This window comes from Kribbella sp. NPDC059898, from assembly GCF_042730855.1.
In the GTDB taxonomy this organism is placed as follows: Bacteria; Actinomycetota; Actinomycetes; order Propionibacteriales; family Kribbellaceae; genus Kribbella.
Window position 1 is genome coordinate 414,913 of record NZ_JBHWKR010000002.1, and the last position, 14,765, is coordinate 429,677.

Consider the following 14,765-nt stretch of genomic DNA (forward strand, 5'->3'; position numbering starts at 1 on the left):
TCTTCGGGGCGCTCCCCCGCCGCCCACATGGTACCCCCAACAACACCCCCCCGGGGGCGGCCCCTCTCCCCCCCCCTTGGGTTCGGGCCCCCGCCGCAGGTGCTACTTGACGTACGTGATGGAGACCGACGGGCTCGCGGTCTTCGCAGCCACGACGCGGAACTGGTTCACGCCGGCCCGGCCGCTGGCCACCCACACCGAGTAGGTGCCCTTGCTGGTCACCTTGGTGGTGGCCGGGAAGTTCACCCACTTGCCGTTCTGCAGCCGCTGCACCTGGACGACGGTGTTCTTCGCGATACCGACGGTCTTGCCGGTCAGCGGAACCTTCGCCCAGAGCGGGACGTAGGTGCCGGCGGCCTTGATCGTGATCGACTTCGCCGCGGCCGGCGTGCTGACCGCCGCGACCTGCGTCGTGGCGGCGTTGGCCTGCAGGGCGCCGGCGACGCCGAGACCGGCGGCGGCCAGGGCGACACCGGCGAAGGCGGCGGCGGTGCGGCGAACGAACTGAGTACGCATGATCTGTGGTTTCCCCTCGTTTTGTTGGTGTTTCAGAGGAGAAGACGCGCCGCGCGGGCGAAAGGTTGATGCGTTGTGTTACGACTCCGTCTCAGGTCCCGCGGGCAGCACGAGCCGCGCCAACGCACCACCACCGGGCGCCGCACCGAAGGTCAGCTCGGCGCCGAGCACCTTCGCATGCCCGGCCGCGATGGTCAGCCCGAGACCGTGCCCGACGCCACGTTCAGCCATCCCGGACCGGAACCGGCGCGGGCCTTCGGCAATCAGTTCCTCCGGGTACCCGTTGCCGTGGTCAACCACCTCGACCGTCCGGCCGCTGACCGTCACCTCGACCGGCGGCTTGCCGTGCCGCAGACCGTTGACGATCAGGTTCGCCAGGATCCGTTCGATCCGCCGGGAGTCGGTGGAGACCGTCTCGTCCGGCCCGTTCAGGTGCACGATCACGTCGTCGGCCGCAAGCGCCTGCTGCATCCGCAACCGCCCGACCGCGGACCCCACGAACGCGCCGAGCCCGACCAGTTCCAGGTCCGCCTGCTCCACACCGGAGTCGAACCGCGCGATCTCCAGCAGGTCCTCGACGAGCCGCCGGAGTACCTTCGCCCGGTCCCGCACCAGCTCGCTCGGCCGGCCCGGCGGCAACAGCTCCGCCGCGGTGGTCAGACCCGTGACCGGCGTCCGCAGATCATGAGCGACGTCCGCGGTGAATCGCCGTTCCGCCTCCAGCTGGCCACGCAGCGAGCTGGCCATCGTGTCCAGCGCGGTCGCCAGCGACTGCACCTCGTCCTTGCCTTTGCCGACGGCCTCCGCCGCGGACGCGTCGAGGTCACCGGCCGCGATCCGCCGCGCCGTACCGGCCACCGCGACGATCCGCTTCGACAGGCTGCCCGCGAGGATCACGCTGACCAGCGCGACCAGCGCCACCGTACCGATCCCGCCGAGGATCAGCGCCTGCTGCAGCGCCTGCATCGAGTCGTCGGTGTTGTCGTAGTCCTGCTCGATCGACAGCACCTTGCCGTCCTTGACCGCGACCGCCGCCCACATCTTCGCGTGCGGCGACCCGGTCTTGAACGTGGCCCGCTTCCCGGACAGCACCGCGTCCCGCAGCTGCGGCGGCAGGTCCGGGTCGTCGAGCTTCGCCCCGAACACCGGTACGTCGTTGGTGTCGTAGCTCTGCGCCGCGAGCTGGATCCGCTCGTCCGCGAAGCTGCGCGTCCGGTCCAGCCGGGCCGACTGGGCCTGGGTGTAGACCGCGACGCACAGCACCAGGATCGCGAGCGACGAGACCAGCAGGAAGATGAGACCGAGCTTGCCGCGCAGTCCCATCCGCTAAGCCCGCAGTTTGTACCCGAAGCCGCGGACGGTTTCGATGCGGTCGGCACCGATCTTGGTCCGCAACCGCTGCAGGTGCACGTCGACCAGCCGGCCGTCGCCGCCCCACTCGTAGTCCCAGACGCGCTGCAGCAGCGTCGAGCGGCTGAGCACCACGCCCGGGTTGTTCGCGAACTCGATCAGCAGCTTGAGCTCGGTCGGCGTCAGCTGCACGGTCGCGCCACCGCGCCGTACCTCCAAGGCCTCCCGGTCCAGCTCGAGGTCACCGAACGACTCGACGCCGGAACCGGCCGCCGGTGCCGGTCGCTCCGGATCGGAGACCGCGCGCCGCATCACCGCCCGCAGCCTGGCCACCAGCACCTGGGTGTCGAACGGTTTGGTCACGTAGTCGTCCGCGCCGGCCTCCAGGCCGAGTACGACGTCGAGCGCGTCGCCGCGGGCGGACACCATCACGATCGGGACCGTGCTGGTCTCACGGATCCGGCGGCACACCGAGATCCCGTCCAGCCCGGGCAGCATGATGTCCAGCATCACGACGTCCGGGTGGATCTTCTCGAAACGCTCGATCGCTTCCAGGCCGTCCTCGGCCGTGGTCACGTCGTAGCCGTGCCGCTCGAGGGTCAACTGGGTCGCCTCACGGATCACCGCGTCGTCCTCAACCATGAGAATGCGCGCTGCCGGTTCTTCCGGTACCACCGAACTTCAGTCTCCCTACTGGTCCGTCGAGCTCACCTTGGTCATCTGCCGACCGTTCCAACGGTAGACCTCGACCCGGCGACCCGACGGGCAGCAGACCGGGTCGTTGATCGTGAAGATCTTCGACTCGACCACCAGGTCCCCTCCGGGACTGGCGTTCACGGTCGGCTGCTCGACGTTCAGGTTCCAGATCGGCCGCGGGCCCGAGGGCTCGAGCGCGATCAGGAAGATACCGAAGACGAACTTGTCCAGGGTGTGGATCAGGACGATCTGCTGAGGTTTACCGCTGTGCAATACATCAACGGTCTTACCCCTGCTGAGGCAACGCGAAATCACGGTGCAATTCGAAAGCACTGTCCGGTCGTAGCTGGACAGGCGCCGGTCGGCGAGCAGCCGGGACCGGACTTTGTACAGGTCGACGGCCACTTCCGGGGTCTTCTCCGGGTGCGGCGGCGTCGTGCTGGTGCCCAGCGCGACCGACGGCGTCGGGGTGGCCGGCGGCGGCGACTCGGGGCCCTCGACCCGCAGTCCCCCGCCGTTCCCGCAGGCGGAGAGCATTGTGGTCGCGACCACGGCGGCGACAGCCGGGAGCACGGTACGGCGCCACCAACCCATCGGGCGCCTCCTACCCTGCATCCGGTCCTCCGCGAGTTCTAGCCTCTTATGCTCCAGTCCCGACGTCACATTCGATGGCCGTGGACGTCGAATGGGTTCGGCAGTTGTGTTGCGGTTACGTCACAGCATCAGTCCGCCACGATCTTGCCCGGGTTCAGCAGGTTCTTCGGGTCGAGTGCGTTCTTGATCGCCCGGTGCACGTCGAGCGCGACCGGGCCGATCTCCTCGGCCAGCCAGGTCCGCTTCAGTACGCCGACCCCGTGCTCGCCGGTGATCGTCCCGCCGAGCTCCAGCCCGATCGCCATCACCTGCTCGAACGCCTGCTGTGCCCGCTCGGCCTGCGCCGGGTCGGTCTGGTCGAACACCACCGTCGGGTGCATGTTCCCGTCGCCGGCGTGCCCGAGGACGCCGATCGTGATGTCCAGCTCCGCGGACAGCTGCTCCAGCCGGCCGATGAACTCCGCCAGCCGCGACCGCGGTACGGCGACGTCGTCGATCATCGTCGTACCGAGTTGCTCCAGGGCGGTGAGCGCGACCCGGCGGCCTTCGAGCAGCATGTCGCCCTCGGCGTCGTCCTCGGCCTCGATGCACTCCAGCGCGCCGTGGTCGCGGCAGAGCTTCGCGACCGCGGCGACGTCGGCCGCACCCGCCTCGCCGCCCGCGTCGGACTGCGCGATCAGCATCGCGCCGGCCTCCTCGGGCAGGTCCATCCGCTTGTACTTGTTGACCGCCTGGATCGTGGTCCGGTCCATGATCTCCAGCAGGCTCAGCGAGACGCCGCTGCGGATGATCTCCAGGATCGCATTGCCGGCCTCGACGCCGGAGGCGAACAGGGCGGCCATCGTCTTCGGCTTCGCCGCGGCCGGGCGGAGCATCAGGGTCGCCTCGGTGATGATGCCGAGGGTGCCCTCGCTGCCGACGATCAGCTTCGCGAGGTCGTAGCCGGCGACGCCCTTCACGGTCTTCCGGCCGGTCCGCAGTACCCGGCCGTCGGCGAGCACGACCTCCAGGCCGAGCACGTAGTCCGTGGTCACGCCGTACTTCACACAGCACAGACCGCCCGAGTTCGTGGACAGGTTGCCGCCGATCGAGCAGAACTCCCAGCTGGACGGGTCCGGCGGGTAGAACAGCCCGTGCTCGGCGACCGCGCGGGACAGTACGGCGTTGTAGACGCCCGGCTGCGTGACGACGTACCGGTCGACCGGCTCGATGGCGAGGATCTTGTCCATCTTCTCCAGCGAGATCACGATGCACCCGTCCAGCGCGTTGGCGGCGCCGGACAGGCCGGACCGCGCCCCCTGCGGGACGATCGGTACGCCGGCCTCGTGCGCGACCCGCACCGCCGCCTGCACGTGCGCGGTCTCCCGGGCCAGCACCACCGCCGACGGCATCCCGGCCGGGCAGAACATCGCCCGGTCGTACCGGTAGCTCTCCATCCGGTCCGGATCGGTCACCAACGCCTCGGGCGGCAGCACCTGACGCAACTGCTCGACAACCTCACTCATACGCCGAGCCTAATAACTACTGCGCGGTACTGCGCACCCGAGTCTCAGCGCGTGCGGGTGGTGGAGTTCTCCGAGATCTCCTGGTAGCCGCCGCCGTAGTTGTGGTATTCGCGGCCGGTGGCGGTGAAGGTGATGCTGCCGTTGGTGGCCTTCACCTTCGGTGTCCGGCAGGTGCGCTGGCCCTGGATGACGGAGCCGTTGCCGCCGCTGCTGTCGCAGCTGAGCACCCGGCCGTTGTTGCCGCCGCCGGACTGCACCAGGAAGGCGTTGGCCTTGGCGTTCGCCACCACCGGCGACGCCATCGTGATCTCGGCCCAGTACTGCGAACAACTGTCCCGGACCAGCCGGATGGTTCCCCAGCTCGGCGGCTGGTGATTTCGCAGCATCGGCGCGGACGCGATGGATGTCGCGCCGGAGCAGCTGGCGGCGTTGACCGCCGCGGCCGGCATGGCGGAGAGGGCGATCGCGCCCACCCCCACACCGGCGGTGCTGAGCAGCAGGCCCAGTGTCTTCATGACGAAACCCTTCCTGAGCACGCGCCCCGACGCGCACTCAGGAAGGCACACTACGCGAACGGAGCCTGCCCCAACAGTCATTCCGGTAATCGGACGGCGACACGCCGTGTTCAGTTGCATGCGGCAAGCTTTTGATCGTCAAAGTGACGTCAGGTGCCGCTCAGAGGTTGCCGCGGCGCTCCTGCTCGCGCTCGATCGCCTCGAACAGCGCCTTGAAGTTGCCCTTGCCGAAGCCCAGCGAGCCGTGCCGCTCGATCAGCTCGTAGAACACCGTCGGACGGTCGCCGATCGGCGCGGTGAAGATCTGCAGCAGGTACCCGTCCTCGTCCCGGTCGACCAGGATGCCGCGCGACTGCAGCTCCTCGATCGGCACCCGGACCTCGCCGATCCGGGCCCGCAGCTCCGGGTCCTCGTAGTACGAGTCCGGGGTGTTCAGGAACTCGACGCCGTTCGCCCGCATGATGTCGACGGTGCGCAGGATGTCGTTGGTGGCGAGCGCGATGTGCTGCGCGCCGGCGCCGTCGTAGAACTCCAGGAACTCGTCGATCTGCGACTTCTTCTTCGCCACCGCCGGCTCGTTCAGCGGGAACTTCACCCGGTGGTTGCCGTTGGCGACGACCTTGCTCATGAGAGCGGAGTAGTCGGTGGCGATGTCGTCCCCGATGAACTCCGCCATGTTCACGAAGCCCATCACCTTGTTGTAGAACGCCACCCACTCGTCCATCCGGCCGAGCTCGACGTTACCGACCACGTGGTCGACGGCCTGGAACAGCCGCTTCGGGTGCCCCTCGGGACGCCGTACCTGCGTCTGCGCGGCGACGAAGCCGGGGAGGTACGGGCCGTCGTACTTGCTGCGGTCGATCAGCGTATGACGGGTGTCGCCGTACGCCGCGATCGCCGCGCGGCGGATCGTGCCGTGCTCGTCGGAGACGTCGTTCGGCTCCTCCAGGACGACCGCGCCGACCTTGCGGGCGTGCGCGACGCACTTGTCCACGTCCGGCACCTCGAGCGCGATGTCCGCGACGCCGTCGCCGTGCTTGCGGTGGTGGTCGAGGATCGCGCTCTTCGGGCTGACGCCGCCGGAGATCACGAAGCGGGCCGACCCGGACTTCAGGACGTACGACTTCGCGTCCTTGCTGCCGGTCTCCGGGCCGGCGTACGCGACCAGGTCCATGCCGAAGGCGAGCTGGTACCACTTCGCGGTCTGGGTCGCGTTGCCGACCACGAACACCAGCGCGTCCATCGCGGTGACCGGGAACGGGTCGGTGCTCTCGTCGTACGGCACCAGGCCGACGAGCTGCTTCAGCTGGTCGAGGTCGAGATCGGCGTCGAGCTCTGCAGGGGTGAGGTCGGTGCTGGTCATCGGTGCTCCTCCGGTTCTCGGATCGGTGCACCGAGCCTTGTTCCTGGGCGGCAGGTTGCGCAACACATCCTTGTTTGACTAGGCATGATGACTACTCATCTACCAGCATTGGTAGGCTATTTGGTCAGTCTGACTATCTACGGAGGATTCGTATGTCCGTCGACGAACTGGATGCCCGGATCCTCAGGCTGTTCGCGGCCGAACCGCGCGTCGGCGTACTGGAGGCGTCACGTCGGCTCGGGGTCGCCCGCGGGACCGTCCAGGCCAGGTTGGACCGGCTCCAACGCGACGGGGTGGTACGCGGCTGGGGCCCCGACATCGACACCACCGCGATCGGCTATCCGGTCACGGCGTTCGCCACGCTCCAGATCGAGCAAGGCTCCGGCCACACCACGGTCGCCGAAGCCCTCGCGCGGATCCCCGAGGTCCTGGAGGTCCACACCATCACCGGCGCCGAGGACCTCTGGTGCCGGATCGTCGCCCGCTCCAACGCGGACCTCCAACGCGTGATCGACCAGGTAGTCATCGTGCGAGGCATCCAACGCGCCTCCACAGTCATAGCCCTGGCCGAACAAATCCCCCACCGAGTCCTCCCCCTGGTAGAAGCCGCCACACAGAGCTGATCGGCCGGCACCCCGCCCCCGCCCGCCCCAGACCCCGCCCGCCCCACTCCCGACCCGCTCCAAGCAGCCGCCGATTGAGGGGTTAACCCCGGGCGTTGCCCCTTCACCACCCGCATACAGACAGCGAAGGAGCCGTCTGAGGGGTTCACCTCTCAAACGCCCCGCGGGGGAGCGGCCGGGGGCGAGTGAGTGGACGGGGTGGGTGAGTGGACGGGGTGGGTGAGTGGTGCAGCTCTTCCTGCGTGGGGCGGGGTCAAGCGAGGCGTTTGGCTACTTCTACTGCGGCTCGGGCTACTCGGGGGCCTACGAAGTCTCGGTCGAGTTTGCCTAGGACCACTACGCCGATGGAGGCTTCTACGCCGGGGACGCCCAGCACCGGGGACGACACGCCTTGGGCGCCGGCTTGGAGTTCGCCGGCGGTTACTACGAAGGGGCGGCCGGCGGGGTCGGGTTTGCGGCGGCCGGCGAGGATGGCCTTGCCTGCCGCGCCCTGGTCGAGGGCGTGGCGGGAGCCCATCCGGTACGAGACGTGGTAGTCGGTCCAGCTCGGCTCGACCACCGCGATCGCGAGGGCTTCCTCACCGTCCGCGACCGTCAGGTGCGCGGTAGCGCCGGTGTCTTCGGCGAGCGAACGCAGCACCGGAAGCGCGGCGTCACGCAGCGTGGGCTGCACCCGGCGGCTGTAGTGCAGTACGGCGAGACCGAGCCGGGCCCGTCCTTCGCTGTCCCGCCGCACCAACCGGTGCAGCTCCAGCGTGTTCACCAGGCGGTACACCACCGTCCGACTGACCCCCAGCGCCGCGGCGAGCTCGGTGATGGAGAGCCCGTCCGGGGCGTCCGCCAGCAACTCGAGGACGGTGAGTCCCCGGTCGAGCGTCTGCGAGGTCTCGGCTGGCACCCAGACAGCGTATCCGCTATTCGGGCACGGCCCGATGGCCCCGTATCTTGCTGCCGTGCGAAATTACTGGTCGCTGCTCCCCGCCGTCCTCGTGATCGTGGGTCTGATTCTGGTCTACGCCGTTCCGACCATCATCAACCCGCAGTGGACGAGCTCGATCATGGCGCTGTTCCGCGGTACGGCGCTGCCGGCCGACGCCACGCCGGAGGAGACCCGGCGGGCGGCCGGCGTACTGGGTCCGCAGCAGCTGCGGTCGCGCCGGATGCTGGCGATCTCGATGGTGGTCGGCGCGCTCGCGATCGTCGGCTTCAACGTCTCGCTGAACCGCGAGGCGGTCGGCTGCTACAAGGCGGCCCGGGCGTTCGGCGCGATCGACGGCCCGGACACCAAGGACCCGTGCTACGAGATGATCTACGGCAGGTTCCTCGGCGACGGCACCGGGACGGCGGAGGAGAAGTCCCCGCAGCCGCTGCAGTACTACCAGCTCGTGAAGGGCAGCCGGCCGAAGTACCTGAAGTGGATCCAGAACGCCCCGAAGTACGACGAGGCGAACCTGCTGGTGCCGGCCGGCGGCAAGTGTGACAGCGACCTCCGCGTCGAGCAGTCCGACACCGAGATCAAGATCTACCTGGACAGCGACGTACCGTGCCCGCCGGACAGCAACATCTCGCTGACCCCGATCAAGCTGAAGAAGCCGCTCGGCGACCGCAAGATCGTCACGGTCGGCGGCAAGGAGATGACCGAGGTGAACCCGGACATGGACTCCTGGTTCACCGTGCTGAAGAAGCTCGCCACCGGCGGCTGACCGGCGTCAGCTCAGCGCCCGGGTCCGCGCGTCGTACACCCGGAACGGCCGGTTCCGGGCGAGCAGGATCAGCAACCCGGTGACGCAGACCGCGGCGCCGCCGAGCAGCGCGACGGTCGGGCTGGTCAGCGAGGACGTCGTACCGACGACGAAGTCGCCGAGCCGCGGCCCGCCCGCGACCACCACGATGAAGACGCCCTGCAGCCGCCCGCGCATCGCGTCCGGCGCCGCGGACTGCAGCACGGTGTTCCGGTACGCCGAACTCACCATGTCGGCCGCCCCGGACATCGCCAGCAGCGCGACGCCCAGCCAGATCGTCCGCGACACCCCGAACAGCCCGACGGCCGCGGCGTACGCCGTGATCGCGACCACGATCGCCACGCCCTGACGGCGGACCCGGGTCACCCACCCGGAGAACAGCACCCCGACCAGCGCCCCGATCGCCGGCGCGGCCTGCAGTACGCCGACGGTCCGTACGCCGCCGCCGAAGAACGCCCCGGCCACCGCCGGGAACAGCGCCCGCGGCTGCGCGAACACCATCGCGAGGATGTCCGCGAGGAACGTCGCCAGCAACGCCGGCGCCGCCCGCAGGAACGTGAAACCTTCGAGTACGGACCGCAGCCCGGCCCGCCGTACCTCGCCGGTCGGCGGCACCGGAGGCAGCCGGAACAGCGCGTACAGCGCCGCGGTGAACGTGATCACGTCGATCAGGTACGCCGCCGCGAACCCCTGCCAGGCGATCACCGCCGCACCGAGCAGCGGCCCGGCGGTGAAGCCCAGGTTGAACGCCGCCTGGCTGAGCGTGTTCGCGGCCGGCAGCAGTTCAGGCCGGATCAGCCGCGGGATGATCGCGGACCGGGCCGGGTTGTTCACCGCGAAACACGCCGACTGGCAGGCGACCACGCCGTACAGCACGCCCACCTGTCCCCAGTCGAGGTGCGACTGCAGGACCAGCACCATCGACAGCAGCCACAGCCCGGTCGACGAGACGAGCGCGAGCGTACGGCGGTCGATCGCGTCGGCCATCGCACCGCCGTACAGCCCGAAGACGATCAGCGGGACCAGCGAGCAGAGCCCGACCAGGCCGACCGCGAACGTCGAGTGCGTCAGCGCGTACACCTGGATCGAGACCGTCACCGCGGTCATCTGCTGACCGAGCTGCGACACCGTCGACCCGATCCACAGCCTCCGGAAGTCGGCGGACTCACGCAGCGGGCGGATGTCGGTGAGCAGACGCACGCAGACAACTTATGCCACGGTGTAAACGCTCACACGCGAGGGAACAGCTCGTGGTCGAGCGGCCGGCCGACCGGCAGGTCGAGGCCGTCGGTGCAGACGTGGCCGCCGCCGGTGTACGTCGCCTCCGCGTCGATGTAGATGTTCACGTGCGCGATCCGCGGGTCGTCGGTCAGGTTCGGGGTCGCGGAGTGCGCCAGGTACGCGTTGTGGAAGGTGCAGTCGCCGGCCTGCAACGGGATCGTCAGCCGCTCCTCCCAGCGCAGGTCCGGTGCCGCGCGGAACATGTCGTCGCGGTCGGAAAGGTCCTGGCTGCGCAGGTCCTGGTGGTTCTGCGAGCCGGGGATGAAGGTCATGCAGCCGCGCTCCACCGGTACGTCGACGAGCGCGATCCAGGCGGACAGCGAGGCGCGGGAGCCGGCGTGCGGCCAGTACGGCGCGTCCTGGTGGAACTCGGTCGCGGCGCCGTTGTGCGGAGGCTTGATCAGCAGCTGGTCGTGCCAGATCCGGACCGGTACGCCGGCCAGCGCGGTCGCCGCCGCGGCGAGCCGCGGGTCCAGGGTGAGCTCTCGCAGTACGTCGTTCTGCCGCCAGACGTTGACGTACTGGTTGAAGATCTTCGAGCCCTCGAAGTTGTCGTTCGCGTTCGCGGTCCACTCGGTGGCCGCGGCCGCGAACCGGGCGGCCTCGTCGCGGCCGATGATGTTCCGGATCCGGACGACGCCGTCCCGGCGATAGGCGGAAATCGTCTCGTCGTCGAGGGTCGCGGGTGCCGTAGGGTCGGTGGTGGTCATCGGGTTGCTCCTCGGATTCCGTCGTACTGGAAGGTGTTTCCAGGGTCGCGGGGCGGGAGCGGCGGGGACAGGATCTGGTTGACCTCGGGTTGTCCGAAATTCACCTCCTGGGAGGTCGTCGGTGCACAACGTGCTGAGCAGTGAGGTGTTTCCGGATCTGCGGCTGCCGGTGGCGGGCGAGCGGATCGAGGTGTTCGCGGACGTGGCGGTGCACAGTCACGCATTCTTCGAGATCGCGGTGGTGGTCGCGGGCCGCGGGACGCATGTGTCGGCGGGTGGCGAGGTGGAGTTGGGGCCGGACTCGGTGGTGGTGATCCGCCCGGGCGAGTGGCACGGGTACGTCGAGTGCCACGGCCTGGTGGTCCGCAACGCGTACCTGGGACCGGATGTGTTCGGTCTGCTCTCCGGTGCCCTCGTCCCAGGTAGTGGCAGCTTGCAGGCCGCGGTGCATCCGGCGGTGCAGCATGCGATGCGGGTCCTGGAGGCCGATCTGACTGAGGCGTGGACCCTCGAACAGTTGGGGTCTCGCGTCAACCTCGCCCCCGGGTACCTGATTCGGCTGTTCGGAAAGAGCGTCGGCATGTCACCGATGGCGTACCTGAACCGCATCCGCGCCGAACGAGCCGCCGGCCTGCTGATCGAGACCGAACTCCCGGTGGCGACGATCGGAACGATGGTCGGTTGGCACGACCCGAGTCACGCGACCCGGAGATTCCGCTCGACATTCGGACTCAGCCCCTCCCAGTACCGGAGTGCTTTCAGGCCGTAAGCAAAGATGGGCACATGACGTCGTCTGTGCAAACGCCTGACCCCAATCCGGGCTGGCTGTCCGAGTTCGCGCTGGCCGAGACCCGGACGCGGGTGCCGATCCTGTACGTCGAGGCGGTGCCGGCGCGGGTCGACACGCTCGGGCAGATCGAGCACATCGGAGTGCTGCTCCGGACCTCGCCCGCGACCGGTGAGATCACCCGCACGCTGGTCTCCGGCCGGGTACTGCACAACGAGTCGATCCGGGACGCGCTGCAGCGCAACATCGAGAAGGACCTCGGCCCGGCGGCGTTCCCGCGGCTGCCCGCGTCGCTCGTCCCGGTGACCGTCGCGGAGTACTTCCCGTTCCCCGGGATGACCCCGCTGCACGACCCGCGCCAGCACGCCGTCGCGCTGGTGTACGTCGTACCGGTCACCGGCGAGTGCAACCCGCGTCAGGACGCCCTCGAGCTGACCTGGCTGACCCCGGAGGAGGCCCTCGCCCCGAGCCTCCTCAACGACCTCGAAGGCGGCCGCGGCCAACTCCTCAAGCAGGCCCTGGCCTGGTCCGGCGCCATCGTCTGAGCGCACGAACCGCCCCCTCGACGGCGTCAACACCTGGGGGCGCCTCACCAGGGCAGGCGGCCCTCCTCCGCAGAGACCTGCCCGGTGGGGCCGTCCGCGTCCAGCGTCGCCAATCCGACGGCGACGGCTGCGCCTTGGGCCGGGGTGCGGGCGGCGGTCCAGCCGCCCATGTCGGTAGCGCAGTTGCCGGGATCCGCGGCGTTGACGAGGATGCCGGTGCCGCGGAGTTCGTTGGCGAGCATCACCGTGACCATGTTCACGGCCGCCTTCGACGCGTTGTACCCGAGTGTCAGCACCGTCGACATCCGCGACTCCGGATCCCCGACCTGCGCGAACGACGCCAGCGACGTCGACAGGTTCACCACCCGCGCCCGCTCGGCGCGCCGCAGCAACGGCAGGAACGCCTGCGTCACCCCGACCAGCCCGATCACGTTCGTCTCGAACGCGGACCGCAGTACGTCGCCCGCCACCTCCGACACCGCCCCGTCCCCCGCCGGGATGATCGCCGCGTTGTTGACCAGTACGTCGAGCCGCCCGTAAGCAGACTCCACCGCCGCAACCGCCGTACCCACCGACTCCGGCGAGGTCACCTCCACCGCTAGCGCGACCGCATCGTGGCCCTCGGCAACCAACTCCTTGACCGCGACCGCACCGCGCTCCACATCCCGCGACCCGACCAGCACGGTGAATCCCAGCGCCCCCAACTGTCGCGCGATCTCCTTGCCGATGCCTTTGTTGGCGCCCGTGACGAGCGCGACCTTGTTCGTGTTCATGCCCTCAACGCTGCGGCCCCCGGACCGTCCGAGGCAGAGCGAGCCGACCCTGGGACCGGTAGTCCCTGGCTACCGCCCGAGCCCGCCTGCGATCCTGGGAGCGTGGATCGCGACGCGCTGGCGGAGTTCCTTCGGGTACGCCGGGAGGCCCTGCAACCGTCCGACGTAGGCCTCCCCGCCGGACTGCGCCGCCGTACCCCCGGTCTCCGCCGCGAGGAGGTGGCGAGCCTCGCGACCATGTCGACCGACTACTACACGCGCCTCGAACAGGCCCGCGGTCCGCGCCCGTCCCGCCCGGTGCTGACCGGTCTCGCCCGCGCGCTCCGGCTGTCCGACGTCGAGCGCGACCACCTGTTCCGGCTGGCCGGCGAGCAGCCCGGGCCGCCGCCGGGTCCGCCCGCGGACGTGCGGTCCGGCGTACTGCGGATGCTCGCGCGGCTCGACGTACCGGGGCTGGTCCTGGACGCGAAGTACGACGTACTGGCGTGGAATCCGCTGGCGGCCGCGCTGATCACGGACTTCTCGGCGATCCCGCCGCGGGAGCGGAACCTGCTGCGGTTGCGGTTCCTGACCGATCGGCAGGTGGAGCTGTTCGGCGAGGAGGCGACCCGCGAGTTCGCCCGCGAGGCCGCGGCGGACCTGCGAGCCGCGACCAGCACGTACCCGGACGACCCGGAGGTCGCCCGACTGGTCGACGACCTGCGGCACGGCAGCCGCGAATTCGCGGCGATCTGGGCGCGGCACGAGGTGGGCCGGCAGCAGTCGTTGTGCCAGACGATCTTCCACCCGCAGGTCGGGCGGATCGACGTGATCTGCGAGGTGCTCGTGGTCCCCGAACGCGACCAGCGCGTGGTGCTGTACACGGCCGAGCCGGGATCGCCGTCGGACCAGGCGATCCGGCTGCTGGACGTGATCGGTACGCAGGAGTTGACAACCAAGCCCTGATCAAGCGATTGTTTGATCCGTTCTTTTCCGACGGAGAGGGTTGCCTGATGCGTAAGTTACTTACGGCTGTGGCGGTACTCGGACTGCTGGTCATCCCGCTCCGGGCCGCCGAGGCGGCAGAGCCCGGGAAGCTCGTGTTCGCGGACGACTTCGACGGTACGTCGATCGACCGGACGAAGTGGGCGATCCACTCCAACGCCGAGGGCGACCAGTGCCTCGGGAACAAGAGCAACGACCAGCTCGAGTGGCACACCTGGGACGCGCTGTCGGTGCGCGACGGCAAGCTGACGATGACCGCGACGAAGAACAACCCGGCCCCGGGCTACGAGTGGTCGGGCGCACTGATCACCACCGGTCAGGCGTGCGGGCACGAGCCGTCGGACTCGTTCGCCGTACAGCCGGGTGACTACGTCGAGACGCGGCTGAAACTCCCGTCGGCGCAGGGTTTCTGGCCGTCGACGTGGACCTGGAACGGCAACGGCTCCAACGAGCAGGACACGTACGAGTTCTACAGCGACAACCACAACACGCTGTACCTGACGAACCACCAGTCCCCCGGCGGCAGCTGCAAGTACGAAGCGCCGGCCGACCTCACCACCGACTGGCACACGATCGCCGAGCGGCTCGGACCGGACCATACGGTTTGGTATGTCGACGGCAAGGAGGTGTGCCGCCAGGGCGCGTACGCCGGCACCGGCGACGCGCTGATCCTCGACCTGTTCGTGTTCGGGAAGATCCCACCCACCGTGACCTCGGAGTCGATGCAGATCGACTACGTGCACGTGTACCGCCCTTGATGGACTGAGGCCCAGCACCTCGG

General features: G+C 69.2%; 17 protein-coding genes. 6 read left to right on the forward strand and 11 right to left on the reverse strand.

Annotation, left to right across the window (positions count from 1 at the left end):
- Positions 1–102: 102 nt before the first annotated feature.
- The 7 genes from ACFV9C_RS07530 to hppD all read right to left on the reverse strand — a co-directional run bounded on the left by ACFV9C_RS07530 (position 103) and on the right by hppD (position 6,539).
- The gene (locus tag ACFV9C_RS07530) at positions 103–516 is read right to left on the reverse strand and encodes a hypothetical protein (protein WP_380191423.1); all 414 of its coding nucleotides are present in this window, start codon (positions 514–516) and stop codon (positions 103–105) included.
- Positions 517–594: 78 nt separating this feature from the next.
- Positions 595–1,839 (reverse strand): ATP-binding protein, encoded by a 1,245-nt coding sequence (locus ACFV9C_RS07535; RefSeq protein WP_380191425.1) that lies wholly within the window; start codon positions 1,837–1,839, stop codon positions 595–597.
- Between the two features lie 3 nt (positions 1,840–1,842).
- A complete protein-coding gene (gene cseB / locus ACFV9C_RS07540; protein ID WP_141858852.1) occupies positions 1,843–2,541 on the reverse strand; it encodes a two-component system response regulator CseB in 699 nt (232 codons plus the stop codon).
- A gap of 15 nt (positions 2,542–2,556) precedes the next feature.
- Positions 2,557–3,156, reverse strand: a complete 600-nt coding sequence (locus tag ACFV9C_RS07545; RefSeq protein ID WP_380191427.1) for a hypothetical protein — start codon at positions 3,154–3,156, stop codon at positions 2,557–2,559.
- 128 nt (positions 3,157–3,284) lie between these two features.
- Complete coding sequence (locus tag ACFV9C_RS07550; RefSeq protein WP_380191429.1) at positions 3,285–4,661, reverse strand: FAD-binding oxidoreductase; 1,377 nt, start codon at positions 4,659–4,661, stop codon at positions 3,285–3,287.
- Positions 4,662–4,705: 44 nt separating this feature from the next.
- Positions 4,706–5,176: a hypothetical protein gene (locus ACFV9C_RS07555; RefSeq protein WP_380191431.1), complete on the reverse strand. Its 471-nt coding sequence runs from the start codon at positions 5,174–5,176 to the stop codon at positions 4,706–4,708.
- Positions 5,177–5,336: 160 nt separating this feature from the next.
- A complete protein-coding gene (gene hppD / locus ACFV9C_RS07560; RefSeq protein ID WP_380191433.1) occupies positions 5,337–6,539 on the reverse strand; it encodes a 4-hydroxyphenylpyruvate dioxygenase in 1,203 nt (400 codons plus the stop codon).
- A 152-nt stretch (positions 6,540–6,691) separates the two neighbouring features.
- Between hppD and ACFV9C_RS07565 the strand changes: the two genes are divergently transcribed.
- Complete coding sequence (locus tag ACFV9C_RS07565; RefSeq protein WP_380191435.1) at positions 6,692–7,162, forward strand: Lrp/AsnC family transcriptional regulator; 471 nt, start codon at positions 6,692–6,694, stop codon at positions 7,160–7,162.
- Between the two features lie 253 nt (positions 7,163–7,415).
- On the opposite strand, the gene ACFV9C_RS07570 is transcribed toward ACFV9C_RS07565, so the two are convergent.
- Positions 7,416–8,060, reverse strand: a complete 645-nt coding sequence (locus ACFV9C_RS07570; RefSeq protein ID WP_209698258.1) for an IclR family transcriptional regulator — start codon at positions 8,058–8,060, stop codon at positions 7,416–7,418.
- 55 nt (positions 8,061–8,115) lie between these two features.
- Between ACFV9C_RS07570 and ACFV9C_RS07575 the strand changes: the two genes are divergently transcribed.
- Complete coding sequence (locus ACFV9C_RS07575; RefSeq protein WP_380191437.1) at positions 8,116–8,865, forward strand: hypothetical protein; 750 nt, start codon at positions 8,116–8,118, stop codon at positions 8,863–8,865.
- 6 nt (positions 8,866–8,871) lie between these two features.
- Here ACFV9C_RS07575 and ACFV9C_RS07580 read toward each other — a convergent pair whose 3' ends face one another.
- Positions 8,872–10,104: an MFS transporter gene (locus ACFV9C_RS07580; RefSeq protein ID WP_380191439.1), complete on the reverse strand. Its 1,233-nt coding sequence runs from the start codon at positions 10,102–10,104 to the stop codon at positions 8,872–8,874.
- 29 nt (positions 10,105–10,133) lie between these two features.
- Complete coding sequence (locus tag ACFV9C_RS07585; protein WP_380191441.1) at positions 10,134–10,895, reverse strand: phytanoyl-CoA dioxygenase family protein; 762 nt, start codon at positions 10,893–10,895, stop codon at positions 10,134–10,136.
- Between the two features lie 121 nt (positions 10,896–11,016).
- Here ACFV9C_RS07585 and ACFV9C_RS07590 point away from each other — a divergent pair, with 121 nt between their 5' ends.
- Together ACFV9C_RS07590 and ACFV9C_RS07595 are read left to right on the forward strand one after the other, a co-directional pair.
- Positions 11,017–11,664 carry an AraC family transcriptional regulator gene (locus tag ACFV9C_RS07590; protein ID WP_380191443.1) on the forward strand — a complete coding sequence of 216 codons (648 nt, stop codon included), beginning with the start codon at positions 11,017–11,019 and terminating at the stop codon, positions 11,662–11,664.
- Between the two features lie 14 nt (positions 11,665–11,678).
- Positions 11,679–12,227, forward strand: a complete 549-nt coding sequence (locus ACFV9C_RS07595) for an NUDIX hydrolase family protein (RefSeq protein WP_380191445.1) — start codon at positions 11,679–11,681, stop codon at positions 12,225–12,227.
- 44 nt (positions 12,228–12,271) lie between these two features.
- Here the strand turns inward: ACFV9C_RS07595 and ACFV9C_RS07600 are convergent, their stop codons facing one another.
- Positions 12,272–13,000 carry an SDR family NAD(P)-dependent oxidoreductase gene (locus tag ACFV9C_RS07600; protein ID WP_380191446.1) on the reverse strand — a complete coding sequence of 243 codons (729 nt, stop codon included), beginning with the start codon at positions 12,998–13,000 and terminating at the stop codon, positions 12,272–12,274.
- Positions 13,001–13,102: 102 nt separating this feature from the next.
- On the opposite strand from ACFV9C_RS07600, the gene ACFV9C_RS07605 reads away from it, so the two are divergent.
- Together ACFV9C_RS07605 and ACFV9C_RS07610 are read left to right on the forward strand one after the other, a co-directional pair.
- Entirely contained in the window at positions 13,103–13,945 is an 843-nt protein-coding gene (locus tag ACFV9C_RS07605) for a helix-turn-helix transcriptional regulator (RefSeq protein WP_380191448.1), read from the forward strand.
- 47 nt (positions 13,946–13,992) lie between these two features.
- Positions 13,993–14,742 (forward strand): family 16 glycosylhydrolase, encoded by a 750-nt coding sequence (locus ACFV9C_RS07610; protein WP_380191449.1) that lies wholly within the window; start codon positions 13,993–13,995, stop codon positions 14,740–14,742.
- Positions 14,743–14,765: the final 23 nt, after the last annotated feature.